The sequence below is a fragment of the Bacillus sp. WC2507 genome, assembly GCF_052656125.1.
In genome coordinates this window covers 3,453,440-3,472,362 of sequence record NZ_JBQXPN010000001.1, presented here as the reverse complement: position 1 = coordinate 3,472,362, position 18,923 = coordinate 3,453,440, and the positions used below count along the sequence as shown (strand labels likewise).

At 34.9% G+C, this 18,923-nt stretch carries 16 protein-coding genes; 14 read left to right on the top strand and 2 right to left on the bottom strand.

Annotation, left to right across the window (positions count from 1 at the left end; genetic code table 11):
- Positions 1-5: 5 nt before the first annotated feature.
- The 3 genes from casR (at position 6) to adhP (ending at position 3,027) form a co-directional block, all read left to right on the top strand.
- Positions 6-641: a two-component system response regulator CasR gene (gene casR / locus ACUN28_RS18395; RefSeq protein ID WP_016134379.1), complete on the top strand. Its 636-nt coding sequence runs from the start codon at positions 6-8 to the stop codon at positions 639-641.
- A 205-nt stretch (positions 642-846) separates the two neighbouring features.
- A complete protein-coding gene (locus tag ACUN28_RS18390) occupies positions 847-1,701 on the top strand; it encodes a MurR/RpiR family transcriptional regulator (RefSeq protein ID WP_016088044.1) in 855 nt (284 codons plus the stop codon).
- A 288-nt stretch (positions 1,702-1,989) separates the two neighbouring features.
- Complete coding sequence (gene adhP / locus ACUN28_RS18385) at positions 1,990-3,027, top strand: alcohol dehydrogenase AdhP (protein ID WP_016088043.1); 1,038 nt, start codon at positions 1,990-1,992, stop codon at positions 3,025-3,027.
- A 151-nt stretch (positions 3,028-3,178) separates the two neighbouring features.
- Here adhP and ACUN28_RS18380 read toward each other — a convergent pair whose 3' ends face one another.
- Together ACUN28_RS18380 and ACUN28_RS18375 are read right to left on the bottom strand one after the other, a co-directional pair.
- Positions 3,179-4,198: an ABC transporter permease gene (locus tag ACUN28_RS18380; RefSeq protein ID WP_016088042.1), complete on the bottom strand. Its 1,020-nt coding sequence runs from the start codon at positions 4,196-4,198 to the stop codon at positions 3,179-3,181.
- Entirely contained in the window at positions 4,195-5,097 is a 903-nt protein-coding gene (locus ACUN28_RS18375; RefSeq protein ID WP_016088041.1) for an ABC transporter permease subunit, read from the bottom strand. Before ACUN28_RS18375 ends, ACUN28_RS18380 begins: the two co-directional genes overlap by 4 nt.
- 532 nt (positions 5,098-5,629) lie before the next feature.
- Between ACUN28_RS18375 and gntK the strand changes: the two genes are divergently transcribed.
- The 11 genes from gntK (at position 5,630) to ACUN28_RS18320 (ending at position 18,854) form a co-directional block, all read left to right on the top strand.
- Positions 5,630-7,168, top strand: a complete 1,539-nt coding sequence (gene gntK / locus ACUN28_RS18370; RefSeq protein WP_016088040.1) for a gluconokinase — start codon at positions 5,630-5,632, stop codon at positions 7,166-7,168.
- A gap of 14 nt (positions 7,169-7,182) precedes the next feature.
- On the top strand, positions 7,183-8,532 hold the full coding sequence (locus ACUN28_RS18365) for a GntP family permease (RefSeq protein WP_016088039.1): 1,350 nt from the start codon (positions 7,183-7,185) through the stop codon (positions 8,530-8,532).
- 18 nt (positions 8,533-8,550) lie between these two features.
- A complete protein-coding gene (gnd, locus tag ACUN28_RS18360; RefSeq protein ID WP_016088038.1) occupies positions 8,551-9,447 on the top strand; it encodes a phosphogluconate dehydrogenase (NAD(+)-dependent, decarboxylating) in 897 nt (298 codons plus the stop codon).
- Between the two features lie 258 nt (positions 9,448-9,705).
- The gene (locus ACUN28_RS18355; RefSeq protein WP_016088037.1) at positions 9,706-10,926 is read left to right on the top strand and encodes a tetratricopeptide repeat-containing glycosyltransferase; all 1,221 of its coding nucleotides are present in this window, start codon (positions 9,706-9,708) and stop codon (positions 10,924-10,926) included.
- Between the two features lie 34 nt (positions 10,927-10,960).
- Positions 10,961-12,115 carry a hypothetical protein gene (locus ACUN28_RS18350; RefSeq protein ID WP_016088036.1) on the top strand — a complete coding sequence of 385 codons (1,155 nt, stop codon included), beginning with the start codon at positions 10,961-10,963 and terminating at the stop codon, positions 12,113-12,115.
- Between the two features lie 146 nt (positions 12,116-12,261).
- Positions 12,262-12,798 (top strand): NADPH-dependent FMN reductase, encoded by a 537-nt coding sequence (locus tag ACUN28_RS18345; RefSeq protein ID WP_016088035.1) that lies wholly within the window; start codon positions 12,262-12,264, stop codon positions 12,796-12,798.
- A 1-nt stretch (position 12,799) separates the two neighbouring features.
- The gene (locus ACUN28_RS18340) at positions 12,800-14,029 is read left to right on the top strand and encodes an MFS transporter (RefSeq protein ID WP_016088034.1); all 1,230 of its coding nucleotides are present in this window, start codon (positions 12,800-12,802) and stop codon (positions 14,027-14,029) included.
- 63 nt (positions 14,030-14,092) lie between these two features.
- Entirely contained in the window at positions 14,093-14,650 is a 558-nt protein-coding gene (locus ACUN28_RS18335; protein ID WP_016088033.1) for a YdcF family protein, read from the top strand.
- A gap of 100 nt (positions 14,651-14,750) precedes the next feature.
- Entirely contained in the window at positions 14,751-15,698 is a 948-nt protein-coding gene (locus ACUN28_RS18330; RefSeq protein WP_016088032.1) for an ABC transporter ATP-binding protein, read from the top strand.
- Positions 15,699-15,701: 3 nt separating this feature from the next.
- Positions 15,702-17,213: an ABC transporter permease/substrate-binding protein gene (locus ACUN28_RS18325; protein ID WP_016088031.1), complete on the top strand. Its 1,512-nt coding sequence runs from the start codon at positions 15,702-15,704 to the stop codon at positions 17,211-17,213.
- A 213-nt stretch (positions 17,214-17,426) separates the two neighbouring features.
- Positions 17,427-18,854, top strand: coding sequence for a basic amino acid/polyamine antiporter (locus tag ACUN28_RS18320; protein ID WP_000129472.1), 1,428 nt, complete (start codon positions 17,427-17,429; stop codon positions 18,852-18,854).
- The last annotated feature ends 69 nt before the right edge of the window (positions 18,855-18,923 follow it).

The following is an 18,923-nucleotide window of genomic DNA, read 5'->3' as shown; positions in this document are numbered from 1 at the left end:
GAAGGGTGAAGGTTAAATTACTACTAGTTGAGGATCATCATATCGTTCGAAGAGGACTTGTATTCTTTTTGAAAACGAGAGAAGAATTTGAAATTGTTGGGGAAGCAGAAAATGGTGAAGAGGCATTAACGTTCGTCCGAACGGAAAGGCCAGATGTAGTATTAATGGATCTATCAATGCCGAAGATGGATGGTATTGAAGCAACAAAACGGATAAAACAATATGATGAAACAATAAAGATACTAATATTAAGCAGTTTTTCAGAGCAAGATTATGTTTTACCAGCACTGGAAGCTGGTGCAGATGGTTATCAATTAAAAGAAGTACAACCTGAGCAACTTGTAGCGTCTATCATTGCAGTACATCAAGGAAATGCGAATTTTCATCCGAAAGTAACACCAGCACTATTAGGACGGTCAGCAGTCAAGAAAGAAAAAGAAAACCCTTTTTCCATGTTAACGAAAAGAGAGCAAGAAGTACTTCGAGAAATTGCGAAAGGGCGAAGTAATAAGGAAATTGCAGCAGAGCTTCATATTACAGAACAAACTGTAAAAACACATGTTTCAAATGTTTTAGCTAAATTGGAAGTAGATGATCGTACGCAAGCTGCATTATATGCGGTGAAACATGGGGGGAAATAATAAGTATGAATAATTATGTACCATGTTACGACAAAATACATAGGAGTATTTAAAATGTATCCAGCTATTTGCGGGCTTATAATTAGTGGGAGATGTACAATACTTTCACTGATTAAAGTTTCAATTTATAGTAGTGCCAAATAAAGGTTTTTCTTCTTTCGATAATTAGGTACAATAAAACTACGATGGAAGGGGAAGATATGTTATGCCAGGTACAAGAAGTGGGATTGGAAAGATTCAAGCTTCGTTAAACGGTTTATCACCGAAATTGCGAAGTATTGCTGAACATATATTGAAACATCCACAAGATGTTGTACATAAATCGATTACAGAATTAGCTGAAGTTACGAATAGTTCTGAAGCTACGATATTCCGCTTATGTAAGCACCTTGGTTTTCAAGGGTTTCAAGATTTAAAGATTACATTAGCTCGTGAAATTGTACATACTCCTATGCAAAATATTCATGAAGAAGTATCTGCAGAAGATAGTATGGTAACTGTTGCTAAAAAAGTTTTTCATTCGCATATTACAGGACTGCAAGATACATTACATTTGTTAAATGATACAGCACTAGAGCAAGCTGTAAAAGCCTTGCAAGATGCAAGCCGTATTGAGTTTTATGGAAATGGTGGGTCTGGTATTATTGCGATGGATGCATATCATAAATTTATGAGAACGGGTATTTCTTGTATTGCTCATACAGATTCACATTTTCAAATTATGGGTGCGGGTTTACTTACGAAAGAAGCAGTGGTTATTGCAATTTCTCATTCTGGTAGCAATAAAGGATTACTGGAAGCGTTAGAAGTAGCAAAAGCAAGGGGAGTTCGCATTATTGCGATTACGAGCTATCAAAAATCAGCACTAAGTCAACTTGCTGATATTACATTATATACTTCAACACGTGAGACGGAATTCCGCACAGAAGCAAGTTCATCAAGATTAGCACAGTTAAGTTTGTTAGATACTTTGTATGTAGGATTGTCGTTGCAACGACAGGAGGAAACATTAAAAAATTTACAAAGTATACGTGAAACGATTTCGATGAAGCGAATATAAGAAAAGTTCTTCAAATGAAGGGCTTTTTTTATTGGTCAATAGTCTAATGATATATACTTTACATGGATGGAATTTCAGTTTTCCCTTCAAATATAGTAAGAGAATATTTGGTTAATAATTCAAATATTGTTCAATATTTAACAATAGACTTTTAAAATTACATGTTATGATGAACATGTAATGATGATTGAACACTTAAATTCGGTGCAATAATTGGCCGAAACAGTGCAGGTAGAAGTTGTGAGATGAACTCATTAAAATTCTAAAACACTAAAGGGGAGATCACATATGAAAGCAGTAGTAGTAAATAAAAATAGTAAAGCAAACATTGAAGTTATTGAAAAGGAATTACGTCCGTTACACTCAGGAGAAGCGATAGTAGATGTAGAGTATTGTGGGGTCTGTCATACTGATTTACACGTTGCAAATCATGATTTTGGGAACACAGATGGCCGTATTCTTGGTCATGAGGGTGTAGGTATTGTGACGAAAATTGCTGATGATGTTACTTCACTAAAGATAGGTGACCGTGTAAGTATTGCATGGATGTTTCAATCTTGTGGACGTTGTGAATATTGCGTAACTGGTAGAGAAACATTTTGCCGTGAAGTTAAGAATGCTGGTTATTCAGTAGATGGTGGTATGGCTGAACAATGTATTGTTACAGCTGACTATGCGGTGAAAGTACCCGAAGGATTAGATCCTGCTCAAGCATCATCAATCACATGTGCGGGCGTAACTACATATAAAGCAATAAAAGTATCAGATATTAAACCTGGTCAACCTATCGTCATATATGGTTGTGGTGGATTAGGTAACTTAGCTATCCAATATGCTAAAAACGTATTTGGTGCAAAGGTAATTGCAGTAGATATTAATGACGACAAATTAGCCTTAGCAAAAGAGGTTGGTGCTGATATGACTATCAATCCAATTTCTCAAGGTCCTGCTGATAAGATTGTTCAAGATGAGTTTGGTGGTGCGTATGCTGCTGTAGTAACAGCTGTTTCTAAAGTAGCATTCAACTCAGCAGTTGATGCAGTACGTGCTTGTGGTAAAGTCGTTGCAGTAGGTTTACCAGTAGAAACTATGGACTTAAACATACCGCGACTTGTACTAGACGGAATTGAAGTGGTTGGTTCTCTAGTCGGTACTCGTAAGGATCTAGAAGAGGCATTTATGTTCGGTGCAGAAGGGAAAGTAGTGCCGGTTGTTCAAACTTGTTCTTTAGATAAAGTACAAAATGTATTCGAAGAAATGGAACAAGGTAGAATTCAAGGACGTATGGTAATTGATTTTAAACAGCATAATTGTGATTGCAAATAATTCATTTTAAATATAAAAAGTATGAGTCTAACAAAGTACATGTAAAAAAGTTAGACCCCATAAAAAAGATGATCCCTGTATTCAATAGGGATCATCTTTTTTATATGCTACAAATATCAATGCCAATTCATACTTAATTAATGAGACATGATTAAAGGTTCATTTTATTTGCAAACGAAAAAGAATCTTTATGTTTAACAAATTTCTTTTGATCTGGAACGGATTGAATTGCTACAGTTTGCAAATCTCTTGCTTTCAGTGCATCTTGAATCCCGATTGTCATAAGCTTAATAAATAGAATCGTAATAAAGAATGAAACGAGAGTATAAAAAATAATCCACCATGAAAGATTCATTTCATAACGATTTAATCCAATAAGGCCTGCCCAATCATTCGATAGAGAAACAGGTTTGAGTACTCCGTCATAGAGTTCACGCATTTGTATCCCACCAATTACAATATCAAGCAACGCTAAATGGATAACGAGTATGAGAGTTTGGACGATATGTTCCATAAATAACACAAATAAGCGGTCAAGTAATAAGACTCGTAAGTGTTTTTTGATAATATGAAAACGGCTAGCACCCAGTAATTGTGAACTTAAAATATAATCTTGTTTCATAAATTCATCAACCTCTGAGGATATATATAAAGAAAGTGTAGGCAGAGCGACGAAAATAAGTACGAGTACTTGATAAAACGCAAATGAAATATTTGGATCTAATCTATCAGCATTTGATATGATTACAATATTAACGGGCGTGATGAGTATAAATGCGATAAATAAAGTAGGAATATAGTAAAAAACTTCTGAGCATGCCTGGAAAAATCTCTTGAATTTTGGAGCATATAAACTTAAGAGGATTCCTATACATGTTCCGAATAAAATTCGAAAGAAGCTAATTGCCACAGCTAATAAGATAGTGAATTTTGCTCCTTCTATAATTTGTAAGAAAACAGACTCTCCAAAACGATCAGATCCAAAAGGCGGTATTAACGATGGTGGAAAGGGGGCCTTTCCAAGTAATTCGTTATTGTCATTGTAAAGTAACTGAGGAGGTTTTGGGATGTTATCTTTAAAGAACCAACTATAAATAAAACTAGCTGAAACAAGTATGAATAAATAAGTAAAGCCGATTAAAAAGCGTTTTGATTTCCAAATAGATTTCATAAAGCTGCTCCTTTCAATTGTTTTTGCCATCTATTCATCATGAGAGAGATCATTTGAAAAATAGCATAAAACGGTAAAATAATCATGACAAGTATGATAAATGCAGCGGGAGGTGAAATAAACGCCTTCTTAAATAAAAATTGAATAATACCTTGCATATTAAAAACAAATTCTAAAATGAATAAGTTAGAAAGTAAGAAAACAAAAATCGTTTTTAAATGGTGGAAGAAGTGGATAGATATATTTTTGAATAAATGAATGCATAGTATATAACTTGATGAAAGGCCTTTTCCATATGCAACCTCTACGTAATGTTTTCCATGTTCTTCCTTTATGTATAACACCATCATCCGAAACATTTGTAATGTAGGTAAGACGGCTAAAGATAAAATAGGGAGTAAATAAGCGCGATTTTCATTAAAAGAAATAATGGTGAAAGGAGCTTCCCCGAATTTCTTAAGTACCCATATGAAAAATATTTGCAAACAAATCATCATCATCATATCAGGGACAGCTTCTAATATGAACACAATTCGGTTTATCCATTTTTTTATATAATCTTTTGCTAAAAAATAAAAAAATGCCATGCTAGATGATAAAAAGAGCGCAAGCAAAAAGGCTAAAAATAATACAGTAAATGAATATAGATAAGGTTCTAAAACAGTTGGAAATAATGGTGTTGTTTTTAAGTGACCAAACTTTGGGTCTGATCCTATAACCAACAATGATTCAGGTGAGAAAACCTGTTTTAACATAGTAACGATCTGGTTAAAAAAATAAATTGGTTGAAAGGTGAATCCTTGTTGAGTGATAAATAAATAAGGTAAATTTAATAATAGTAAGAGTGATAAAAGAATTGATGAAAGCTTAATTGTGAATTGAGATATTTTATGTAACATTAAATCCCTCCGACATCTTTTTACAACATTATACAATAAAGTCTAAAATTTTGTTTTATTTTTCTGAAAAATATAAATACTATTAGATTTTATAGTATGGAACATATATTTACAAGTTAATAAACTGATATTAGGGACCTGTGCTCTATGTCCATCAAGATAAAAGAACGAGTGAACCTAAAACAATAGAAAAAGAGCAAAATGTACAGATTCCCATTGTGGAGGTAGTTATTTTTCTTAGCTTGATAGTGATGTTAAGTGCTCTTTCATGCAAATGAGTAGAACGTATGGAAGGACTAGGTATGTATTGTTAATGGAAGAAAAAGAGTATGTTGCGTAACGAATATAACGCAACTTTACCACACGGAAAAGTTAAATGTAGTATGTAAGTGAAATGGAATGAGGGTATATATTTTTTGTTATGAAAAAAATTTTCTTTTTAAAACTTGATTAAAGAAAAAATATTTTATATACTAATTCATGTAAACGGTTTACTAGATCATATTTTGCTAGAAACGAAGGGAAGATTCGCATGGAAACAAGGGGGAGAGTAATCGGGATTGATATCGGTACCACAAGTACAAAAACGGTTGTGTTCACAGAAAAAGGAAAAGTCGTTGCGTCACATGCAGTTGATTATCCAATTATTCAACCGAATGTCGGATGGGCTGAGCAAGATCCTGATGTAATATGTGCTGCTGTATATAAAACTGTAAGCGTTGCCATGAAAAAGGGTAATGTGTCACCTGAAGATATTTCTTCAATCGGTATTAGTACTGCAATGCACGCATTAATTGCTGTAGATGAAAATGGTGCACCATTAACGCGTTCTATCATTTGGGCAGATAATCGAAGTACGAAACAATCAGAAAAATTATTACAACATATGAATGGGCATGAAATATATAGACGAACGGGTACACCAATTCATCCGATGTCGCCGCTTTCTAAATTATTGTGGATGAAAGAGGAAGAGCCAGAATTATATGCGAGCGCTTATAAATTTATTTCCATTAAAGAGTATGTTATTTATCAATTGTTTTCACGTTACGTAGTGGATTATTCGATAGCATCTGCAACTGGGTTATTTAATTTAGAAACATTAAACTGGGATGAAGATGTTTTAACGATGTTACATATGTCACCAGAACAATTATCAACACCTGTGCCAACTACATATATTTTATCGGGTATGAAGTCGGAATTAGCACAAAATATGGGTATTTGTGAAGATACGCCAGTTGTTATTGGTGCAAGTGATGGTGTTCTTGCAAATGTAGGCGTTGGTGCAATATCGCCTGGCTCAGCTGCAATTACGATTGGAACAAGTGGTGCAGTTCGAACAATTTCATCAAGTGTTAATACGGATGAAAAAGGAAGAACATTTTGTTATGCATTAACAGACGAGCACTGGGTGATCGGCGGACCAACGAATAACGGCGGAATTTTACTGAGATGGTTACGTGATGAATTTGGTAGTCCAGAGCAAGAAGTAGCAAGGAAGCTTGGAATTGATCCGTATGATTTATTAATTAAGTATGCGGAAAGTGTACCGGCTGGAGCGGGTGGATTGCTATTTTTACCGTTTCTATCTGGAGAACGCGCACCTTACTGGAATGCAAATGCTCGTGGTACATTCTTCGGAATAAACCTTCAGCATAAACGAGAACATTTTATACGTGCAGTCATGGAAGGTGTTTGTATGAGTGTATATTCAGTAGCGCTCGCAATCAGAGATTGTACAGGACCACTTACTGAAATACGTGTTTCAGGAGGGTTTGCGAAATCTGCATTTTGGAGACAAATGTTATCCGATATGATGGGTAAAGAATTGCTTGTTCCTGAAAGCCATGAAGCATCTGCGCTTGGGGCAGCGGCAGTTGCTTTATATGCTGTAGGAAAAATTGATTCTCTTGAAGAGGTAAAGGATTGGATTGATATTGTTCATCATCATGTACCGAATAAAGAAAATACGGCTATATATTTAGAAATGTTTTATATGTATGAACGACTTTACAATCGCTTGAAAGAAGAATTTGATTGTATAGCTGCTTTCCAACGTAAACAATAGGGGGATTGGGAGAAATGGTAGTTGGAATCGTACTAGCGGCAGTTGTCATACTACTTTTACTTATTACGGTAGTAAAATGGCATCCATTTGTCGCGTTAATTTTAACAGCAATTGGTGTAGGGTTAGCAATGGGAATGCCATTGATTGGAACTTCACCAAAAGATCCAGGGATTATCGATTCTATTAAATTAGGGCTTGGTAATACGTTGGGGTTTTTAGCGATAGTTTTAGCATTAGGAACGATGCTTGGAAAAATGATGGCCGAATCTGGCGGTGCTGAACGAATTGCTAACACATTAATTGGTCGTTTTGGGAAGAAACGTGTTCACTGGGCAATGATGTTCGTTGCATTTTTAGTAGGAATTCCGGTGTTTTTCCAAGTTGGATTTGTACTACTAATTCCATTAGTATTTACAATTGCGTTAGAAACTGGGGTATCACTTATTACAATCGGTATTCCGCTAGTAGCAGGACTATCCGTTGTACACGGACTCGTGCCACCGCATCCAGCAGCGATGGCAGCGGTAGGTATTTTTAAAGCAGATGTAGGGAAGACAATTTTATACGCATTAATTGTCGGACTTCCAACTGCAATCATTTCAGGTCCGCTTTATGGGAAATGGATCGGTGCTCGTATACATAAAGAAGTACCGTTAGATATAGCAGAACAATTTATTGAAAGAGATAAGAAGAAGGAACTGCCTAGTTTCGGAAATACATTGTTTACTATTTTACTTCCAGTATTTCTTATGCTAGGTGCATCGATTGCGGAAGTAGCGTTAAGCAAAACGAGTCAACTTGCACAAGTATTGCACTTTATTGGAGATCCAATAGTCGCATTATTAATTGCAACGATATATTCTTTCTTTAGTCTTGGTTATGCAAAAGGTTTTTCAAAAGATAAAGTATTACAATTTACAAATGATTGCTTAGGACCTATTGCGAACATACTGTTAGTTATTGGTGCAGGCGGCGCATTCAATAAAGTATTGTTAGATTCTGGAATTGGAACGACAATCGCAGAAATGGCGAAAGAATCTCATATTTCACCGATATTATTAGGTTGGGGAATTGCGGCACTTATCCGAGTCGCGACTGGATCTGCTACAGTTTCTATGATGACAGCAGCTGGTATTGTAGCACCAATTGCAGCAAGTACACCAGGTGTAAACGTTGAACTATTAGCACTTGCAACAGGTGCAGGGTCATTAATTTTATCACATGTAAACGATTCTGGATTTTGGATGATTAAAGAATATTTCGGAATGACTGTGAAAGAAACATTATTAACATGGACTGCAATGGAGACAATATTATCTGTTGTAGCACTTGGACTAATTTCGTTATTAAATATATTTGTATAGAATGGGAGATTGATTAATATGAAACTAGGTTTAATTGGATTAGGAAAAATGGGATTCCCGTTAGCAGAACATTTACATGAGGACAAGCATGAAGTAGTTGTATATGACGTAAATAAAGAACTTGTTGAAAAAGCAGGGGCTTTAGGGATTACTGCTCGTCACACATTAAAAGAAATGATTGCTGCACTAGAAGCTCCTCGTACAATTTGGGTAATGGTACCTGCGGGAGAAGTTGTTGAGTCAGTATTAAAAGATGTATATCCATTATTAGAGGAAGGCGATATCGTTATTGAAGGCGGAAATTCATTCTATAAAGATACGTTACGTCGTGCTGAAGAAGCGAAAAGCTTTGGTTTACATTACGTAGATATCGGTACATCAGGCGGTGTAGAAGGAGCTAGATACGGTGCTTGCTTAATGGTTGGTGGAGAAAAAGAAATTTATGATCAATTAGAACCTTTATTTAAAGATTTAGCAGTAGAGAATGGATATTCTTATGCAGGCCGCGTCGGAAGTGGTCATTTCTTAAAAATGGTTCATAACGGTATTGAATACGGTATGATGCAAGCAATCGCTGAAGGTTTTGAAGTGTTAGATAAAAGTGATTTTGACTTCAATTATGAAGATGTTGCAAAAGTATGGGCAAACGGATCGGTTATCCGCGGTTGGTTAATGGACTTAACTGAAAAGGCATTTGCAGATGATCCAAAACTAGATGGCATTAAAGGGGTAATGAACTCTTCAGGAGAAGGGAAATGGACTGTTGAAACGGCACTTGAACTTCAAGCGGCGGCACCAGTAATCGCGATGTCATTATTTATGCGTTACCGTTCTCAAGAAGATGATACATTCCACGGAAAAGTAGTTTCAGCTCTTCGTAATCAGTTCGGTGGACATGAAGTTGTGAAAAAATAGGAAATGATTTTTGAAAAGAAACTTGTGTATAAACGCAAGTTTCTTTTTTTTTATAGTGTAAAAATAGCAATCAATCATTTTTTATTTGTGCTGATTGTATCAAATATAAAGGGAGGCATGAAAGATGTCCCAACATAAAAATAAGAATAAATAAAATGAAGTTTTCATAAATAGTAAAAGGATGATTATGTCATCAATGTAGCTAAGAAAAGATGTTACATATGAAAAGAGCGTGTTAATAAAATATGAGGTGGTTAAATGGGAAATGAGCAAGTGAAGAATGTAGGGAAAGAAAAAAAGTTATGTCTTTGTATGATTGTTAAAAACGAGTCTAGAATTATGGAAAGGTGTTTAAATGCTACAAAATCAATTGTAGATTTTGTTTCTATTTGTGATACTGGATCAACTGATAATACACCTGAAATTATTGAAAATTGGTGTAAAGAAAATGAAATCCCTGGAACAGTTCATCATGAACCATTTCAAAACTTTGGTTATAACAGAAGTTTAGCTGTTTCATTGGCACAAAAAACATATCCAGAAGCAGATTATTTATTAATATTAGATGCGGATATGATATTAGAAGTTGATCCTGATTTTGATAAGAGTAGTTTAACGGAAGACCATTATCTTACATTGCAATATGATATTCATATTAAGTATTGGCTTACACGCCTTTTAAAAGCTTCTTTACCATGGAAATCAGTAGGTGTTACTCATGAGTATTGGGATATAGATCGTTCCAAAGTTGATGCGAACTACATTGCAAGAGTAGCAAGGCTAGAGACGCTTGTCGTTAACGATCCTGGGGATGGTGGTAGTAAAGCTGATAAGTTTGAGAGAGATGAGAGGCTGTTGTTACAAGGATTAAATGATCCAGAAACAACGCCAGATTTGCATATAAGATATTTATTTTATTTAGCCCAAACTTATTTTCATTTAAGTCAATTTGAAGATTCTATTAAATGGTATAAAAAACGAGTGGAAGCAGGGGGATGGGTTGAAGAGGTGTTCTATTCGTTATTGCGAATAGGATTTTGTTATGAACAATTAGCAAACCGTTCAGCAAATAAACAATATGAAGTAACAGAAGCGGATGAAAAAGAAAATGCTAAGAAACAAGAAGAGGAATATACAGCATTAGCTGTTCTTTATTTTCAAAAAGCGTGGGAGTATAGACCAACTAGGGCTGAGCCATTATACCAACTTGCAAGAATGTATCGATTAAAATCCGAAAATAATATTGCTTTGATGTATGCCTTGCAGGGGAAGGAAGTTCCTTTTCCAAAAGATGATCTTCTATTTGTAGATTATCATGTGTATGATTACTTATTTGACTATGAGATTTCTATAAGTGCTTTTTATATACCGCATAAAAAACATTTAGGTGCAGTGTCACAAAAATATTTGGAATCGAAAAAAGAAGAGTTACCGTTTCATATAGCAAATATGGTAGAAAGTAATGCGAAATTTTATTAAATACAATTTCGGCTAAAGGAGTAGTGGAGTAATCATGGAATTAATACGATGGGCGCTTGAACTAGGTGAATCTGTGCATGGAAATACGTATGAAGAATTGATGCCACTACTAGATTACTATTATGATCGTGATCATTTAAAAGCGTATTGTATCGCAAATCTTCTTTTAGACATGGACGTAGCAGATGAGCATCGGCAAAAAATTGAATTAAGAAGGTGCATTGCTGCTTATTATGCTGGATTATATAAAGTAGCAAAAAAACATGCAAATGAGCTTTTACTTAAATATCCGGATGTGGATTTATATAAAAATAATTTAAGATTAATGGAAGCATATTTGAATAAAGAATATGATTATTGTCTGTTTATATGCCCAAAGACGTATGGGAGTTTCATAGATGTCGCGCGAGCTTTGAAATGGCGATTAGAGCAGGAGGGAAATACAGCAATCATATCAGAAACAGTACTAGAAAATGTAAAAAATACAATTGTTTTTGGAGCGCATACGTATGCACATAACCCGAATCTACTTCCGAAAAATGCAATTATTTATAACTTAGAACAGCTATATGAAGGAAGCCCTTATGTGCACCCACTTTATTTAATATTATTAAAAGATAAGGAAATTTGGGATTATAGTAAACAAAATATAGAATGGTTAAAACAAAAAGGAGTAGGAAAAGAAATAAAACATGTAGGAATGAACTATGCACCAACTTTAGAAATAAAAAAAGATGCATTTGAAGATGAGATTACTGAAGACATTGATATACTGTTTATAGGTGCTCTTAATCCGAGGCGGCAAGCTATTTTGGATCAATTAAAAGCAGTTGCACCCAATTTAAATATTGTTTTTAAAAATAATGCTTGGGGAATTGCTAGAAATGAGCTAATTGCTAGGTCTAAAATTATTTTAAATATTCATTTTTACTTATCAGGAATTCTTGAAACACCTCGTGTTTCTTATGCAGTGGCAAATAAGAAGTTTATTATTTCGGAAAATAGTAATCCCGAAGACGAGATAGAGTGGCCAGGAATTGTATTTACTTCGTACGAAAAAATAATAGACAATATAATGAAATATGTAGCCTTACCCGAAGAACGTATCAAATTAGCAGAAAAAGCGTATACCCATTTTGAAGCTAAAGGTAGTATAGGCATACTGAGTCCAAAAGGAGAGAAAAAGTAATTGTGAAGAACTCATACTTTCGTATGAGTTCTTTTTTTCGTCTATCATACTATTTTATCAAGCTAGTTCCCTCTTTATATCGTGTTTTGTATAGAAATTTCTGATAATATATAAATGTAACTTGAAAACAAAGGGGAGAAATAATAATGAAACTAGTTGTTATTAACGGTACACCAAGAAAATTCGGTAGAACTCGCGTAGTGGCAAAATATATTGCAGATCAATTTGAAGGGGAATTATATGATTTAGCGATAGAAGAGTTACCATTATATAACGGAGAAGAATCACAACGTGAATTAGAAGCGGTAAAAAAATTAAAGGCGTTAGTGAAAGCTGCTGATGGGGTAGTATTATGTACACCTGAATATCATAATGCAATGAGTGGGGCATTGAAAAATTCGTTAGATTACTTAAGTAGCAGTGAATTTGTTCATAAACCGGTCGCATTACTTGCGGTTGCTGGTGGCGGTAAAGGCGGAATTAACGCATTAAACAGTATGCGCACTGTTGCTAGAGGGGTATATGCAAATGCAATCCCAAAACAAGTTGTGCTTGATGGACTTCATGTACAAGACGGTGAACTGGGAGAAGATGCAAAACCATTAATTCATGATTTAGTTAAAGAATTAAAAGCATATATGAGCGTATATAAAGAGGTGAAAAAACAACTAGGAGTTGAGTGATATGCCATCTCTGTATAGAGATTCACGCTTGTATTTCATTCTGGGAGCCAATAGTCTATCAGCTATTGGTTCCGGAATTGTAATGATAACGATTCCATGGTTGTTAATTAAAGAAAGTGGAGGGGAGACAACGTTTGGCTATGTTTCCATCATCTCAACTCTAATTATGTTTTTATTAACGCCGTTTATCGGGCAAAGTATTGATCGCTTCTCAAGAAAATCTTTATTGTTATGTAACGAAGGAATTGGGATAGCCGTAATTGGAATAATGGTTATATGGGGATTTGCTGGGCAATCCTATCATTCTATTCACTATATTCTTATTTATATAGCAGGATCTTTTTACTATCTGTTATTTTATCCTACAATTTTTGCATTTAACCAAGAAATTTTTCAAGCTGAACATTATAAAAGTTTAAGTGGGACAATGGAAATACAAGGACAGTTAACACAAGTTATTTCAGGAGCAGCAGCGAGCTTCCTAATTGAAATTGTGTCTTTGAAGTGGATTTTGTTAGTAGATATGTTAACTTTTGTAGGAGCATTTTTCCTGTTCTTATGTATACCATACGTAAAGAAAAAGGAAGTAAAAAAGAAAGTAGCATTTAAGAAGCAATTGTTCGAAGGAATTCACTTTATGAAAAAACGTTCTAAGCTCTTTTGGTTCTTACTTGCTACTTATATGCCGTTTATCGGTGTCATGATGGCAAATTATTTAATACCAGTTTATATTTCGGATATACTCAAAGCCAATGCCTCTGTATATGCAATAGAGGGCATGATGTACGGTGTCGGAGCGGTTGTTGCAGGGATCTGTATTCCACTCATAATGAAATATGTGAAAACAGAAGTTTCAATTGTTATGACGATGTTCATTTATGTAATTTCAATTACCGTAATGATTATTGAACCTTCCGTAATGTTGTTATATGGACTTGCGATTTTTCATGCGATTGGAAATGCGGGTACAAGAGTGGCGAGAAATGTATTGATGATGGAGGAAATTCCAAACGAAGTAATGGGACGTGTAGACAGCTTATTTCGATTAATTGGTACAGGAATACGAATTGTATTATTAATGCTGTTTACAGCTGGTGTATCTAAAGCTGGGGTAATGCTTCCTTTATACGTATTAAGCTGTATATTGATCTTTTCATTAGGAATCGCTATTTATTATGTACTTTCACAACGTAAAGTAGGGACGAACGTTTCTAATAAATCAATCGTTTAAAAAACACTTCTGTCTCCCTTTATTTTTCTATATAATAAAAAGAAAGGGAGTGCAAATTTATTTATGAACAAATGGATCTTGCTTATAATCTTATTATTACCACCACTATACATTCTTTATATGACGTTTCGAATGAAGAAAGTTGCTCGTGAAAAATTGAGTAATCACTCTCCATACGTTCTTATATTAGGCGCAAAGTTATTTGGAGATAGACCGTCGTTATCTCTTCAAAACCGTTTGGATGTAGCGTTGGAATATTTAGTTTCCCATCCTGAAGCGAAAGTAATTGTTTCAGGTGGCCAAGGAGAAGATGAAGATATACCGGAAGCTCATAGTATGAGAAACTATTTAATGGTACATGGTATAGATGAGAGTCGTATTTTAATAGAAGATCGATCTACAAATACGTATGAAAATTTAAAGTTTAGTAAGGATTTATATGATGTGAAACATGCGGTAATTGTAAGTAATACGTATCATTTATATAGAACGAAAATAATTGCAAAGCGTTTAGGAATAAAGATGGAGGCACTAGCTGCTGAAACACCAATGCGCTCTAAGAGAAAAATGTATGTGCGTGAATATGCCGCTATAATGAAAACAATATTGTTAGACCGTTAGAGCTCAAATTTGAGCTCTTTTTTAATTATAAAGCGTATCATTTGAAATGAATGCCGTATTCCATCAAAATAAAGGAAACTATGATAAAGGAGTTGTATTTGTGATTCAGTTTAATCAAGTGTCAAAATCATATGAAGATGGCACAAAAGCAGTGGATTCATTGCATTTAGAAATTAAAAAGGGAGAATTTTTTGTTCTCATTGGTCCGAGTGGTTGCGGGAAAACAACGACAATGAAAATGATTAACCGTTTAATTGAAACGACTGAGGGATCTATTTTAATCGATGGAAAAGATATTCAACAATATAATATAAACGAATTGCGTTGGAATATAGGATACGTATTGCAGCAAATCGCTTTGTTTCCACATATGACAATTGCTGAAAATATTGCAGTTGTTCCTGAAATGAGAAAGTGGAGCAAAGAAAAAATAAAAGCGCGTGTCGATGAGTTGCTACAGATGGTCGGGCTAGCTCCAGACGTATATCGCGATCGTATGCCTGATGAATTATCAGGAGGGCAAAAGCAGCGTATTGGTGTCGTACGGGCATTAGCCGCAAATCCGAAAATCGTTCTTATGGACGAACCATTTAGTGCGTTAGATCCATTAAGTAGAGAGCAGCTTCAGAAGGATATTGTACAATTACAAAAGAAGATTCAAAAAACAATTGTATTCGTAACACACGATATGCAAGAAGCATTATCACTCGGAGATCGCATTTGTATTATGAAAGAAGGAAAAGTTGTTCAATTAGATACACCAGAAGGAATTATACACAATCCGAAAAATGAGTTTGTAGAAGAGTTCATTGGAAATCGTGGACGACCTTGGTATGAGGGGAAAAGTATAGAAGATGTATTGCCACTTGATGAAAGTATGCGGGTAGAAGGGGATGCACTTTCATTACATTCTTCTTTACAAGAAGCATTAGTTCGTGTACGAGCTAACGAAGTCGTTCCAGTTGAAGAAAATGGTCAATATGTTGGAGCTTTAACAAGTCGTCATATTGTCAATTACATTGTTGAACAAATGAAGGAAAGAGGCTAAACAGTGACTGATTTTATACAAACGTTCCAAGAACGAAAAATAGAATTACTAACTGCATTAAGTGAGCATTTACAAATATCGCTTATTTCATTATTTTTTGCAGTAATGATTGCGGTGCCACTTGGCATTTTATTAACGAGAAAAGAACGACTGGCTGAGTTTATAATAGGAACTTCTGCAGTTATGCAGACTGTCCCATCACTTGCATTACTCGGACTTTTAATTCCGTTAGTAGGAATTGGAAAACTTCCGGCCATTATTGCATTAGTTGTGTATGCACTATTACCTATTTTACGAAACACATATACAGGAATAAGGGAGTTAGATGAATCTTTAATCGAAGCAGCGAGAGCTATGGGGATGAATAGCTGGAGAAGACTGTGGAAGGTAGAACTTCCTCTTGCTTTACCAATTATTATGGCCGGTATTCGTACGGCGATGGTATTAATTGTTGGAACAGCTACATTAGCAGCTCTTATAGGTGCTGGTGGGCTCGGAAAACTCATATTACTTGGTATCGATCGAAATGATCATGCGCTTATCATTTTAGGGGCCGTACCAGCCGCGTTACTCGCTTTATTCTTTGATGTAGTACTTCGCATACTTGAACAACCAAAACGCTCTTCTAAGCGTGTTATATTGACGATATGCATCGCTCTTGTAATGGTCGCCGCTCCATTTCTTTGGAATACACAAAAGAAAGATATTGTTATTGCCGGAAAACTTGGATCAGAACCTGAAATTTTAATTCAAATGTATAAGCAGCTTATTGAACAAGATACCGATTTACACGTAGAATTAAAACCAGGTCTTGGAAAAACAGTGTTTGTATTTGAAGCGTTGAAATCAGGAGAAGTAGATATATACCCTGAGTTTTCGGGAACAGCTTTATCTACTTTCGTGAAAGAAGAGCCAAAAAGCACAAATCGGGATGAAGTATATGAGCAGGCTCGCATTGGAATGGAAAAGAAATATAATATGGTTATGTTGAAGCCGATGGAGTATAACAATACATATGCACTAGCTATGCCGAAAAAAATAGCAGATCAAAATAATATAAATACAATTTCTGATTTAGGAAAAATTGCACAGGATGCGAAAGTAGGATTCACATTAGAATTTGCTGATCGTGAAGACGGTTATAAAGGAATGCAAAAATTATATAACTATAAGTTTTTAAATGTGAAAACGATGGAACCGAAACTACGTTATAGTGCAATTCAATCAGGGGATGTTAACGTAATCGATGCATATTCAACTGATAGTGAACTTGAGCAGTATGGGCTTAAAGTACTAAAAGATGATAAAGGACTATTCCCGCCTTATCAAGGAGCACCATTATTAAGAAAAGAGACGTTACAGAAATATCCTGAACTTGAAAAAGTATTAAATACATTATCTGGGAAGATTACAGATGAAGAAATGCGAAAAATGAATTATGAAGTAAATGTGAATGGAAAAAGTAGTGAAGAAGTTGCGAAACAATTTTTACAAAAAGAGAATTTACTTCGTTAATTTTACAAGAAATATACAAATTTATATGTATGAAATGACCGTTCATTACAAAATGAACGGTTTTTTTGTGCATACTTATACATTTTTTCAAAAAAGTATTCCATTTTTCTTCATTTTCTTTTAGAATAAGTAATGTTTTCCTGAAAAAATATAAGAGAAACGTCTATTAGAGAAAAAGGTGACTTTAATAGTTGAACGAACATAACACCTAGAATGACAGATGGGGTGGTACAAATAGAAAAGAAGTTAGGGTTTTTTCCATTAATTGCATTAGTAGTCGGAACGATGGTTGGTGGCGGTGTTTTTAGTTTACCGCATGATTTAGCAGTAGGAGCGAATAGCGGCTCTATAATAATTGGTTGGTGTATTACAGCGATGGGAATGATTCCACTCGCGCTCGTTTATCAAACGTTAGCAAGACAAAAACCGGAGCTTGAGGGCGGAATTTATAGTTATGCACGTGCTGGTTTCGGAGAATATATCGGATTTAACAGTGCTTGGGGATATTGGCTAGCAGGAATTTTAGGAAACGTTGCAACAATCATGTTACTGTTTAGTACATTAGGTTATTTCTTCCCCATTTTTAAAGGTGGAAATAATGTTGCGTCTATTGTTGGAGCGTCACTTTTATTATGGACACTTCATTTTCTAATTTTATTTGGAATTCGTGAAGCATCTATTATGAATGTGATTGCAACGATAGGGAAATTAGTTCCAATCGTATTATTTATTGTTGTAATGGTAACAGCGTTTCGCTGGGATACGTTTACACATGATTTTTGGGGAGAAGGAACTATATCAGTTTCCTCTATACTTGGTCAAGTGAAAAATACAATGCTTGTAACTCTTTGGGTTTTCATTGGGGTTGAAGGAGCGGTTGTATTATCTGGTAGAGCGAAAAATAGCCGAGATGTTGGTAAAGCGACAGTACTTGGACTTATTTTAGTAATGTCTATTTATATTTTAATTTCTGTCTTGTCTATGGGAGCGATGACAAGAGGAGAGCTTTCCGTGTTAGAAACCCCATCAATGGGACATGTATTAGAACATGTTGTTGGGACATGGGGCGCAGTTGCGATTAACATTGGGTTAGTTGCTTCACTTGTAGGTACATTAATAGGCTGGTTTTTACTTGTTTCTGAAATTTCCCACGTAGCAGGAAAAGATGGCGTGTTTCCGAAAGTCTTTACGAAAACAAATAAAAAACAAACACCACATATGGCATTATGGATTTCAAATTGCGTTGCCCAAATTATATTTATAATCGTTCTGTTTTCAGAATCAACATATCAAATTATGTATTTCATAGCTTCAACATCAATTTTAGTACCATATTTATTATCAGCGTTATTCCAATTCAAATTAGTTATTACAAACGAACTAAAAGATGCAAAAGTAAAAAACGGCTCGTTAGCTTTAATTGCTTCTATTTATTCTGTATGGCTTCTATATGCAGCAGGTTTGAAAAATTTATTACTTGTTTCAATCGTGTATGGAATCGGGATTATTGTTTACATGTATGCAAGAAAAGAAAAAGGAAATCGTTGTTTTAAAGGTATTGAGAGATATGTAATGTGGGCAATTGTTATCGCAGCTATCACATCACTTTATATGCTATTAACTGGAAATATAAAAATGTAAAAGTCCTTTTAAATAAAGGGCTTTTTTCTTTGTCTAGAGAATATTTAATACATAAGATATTCAGGAGGG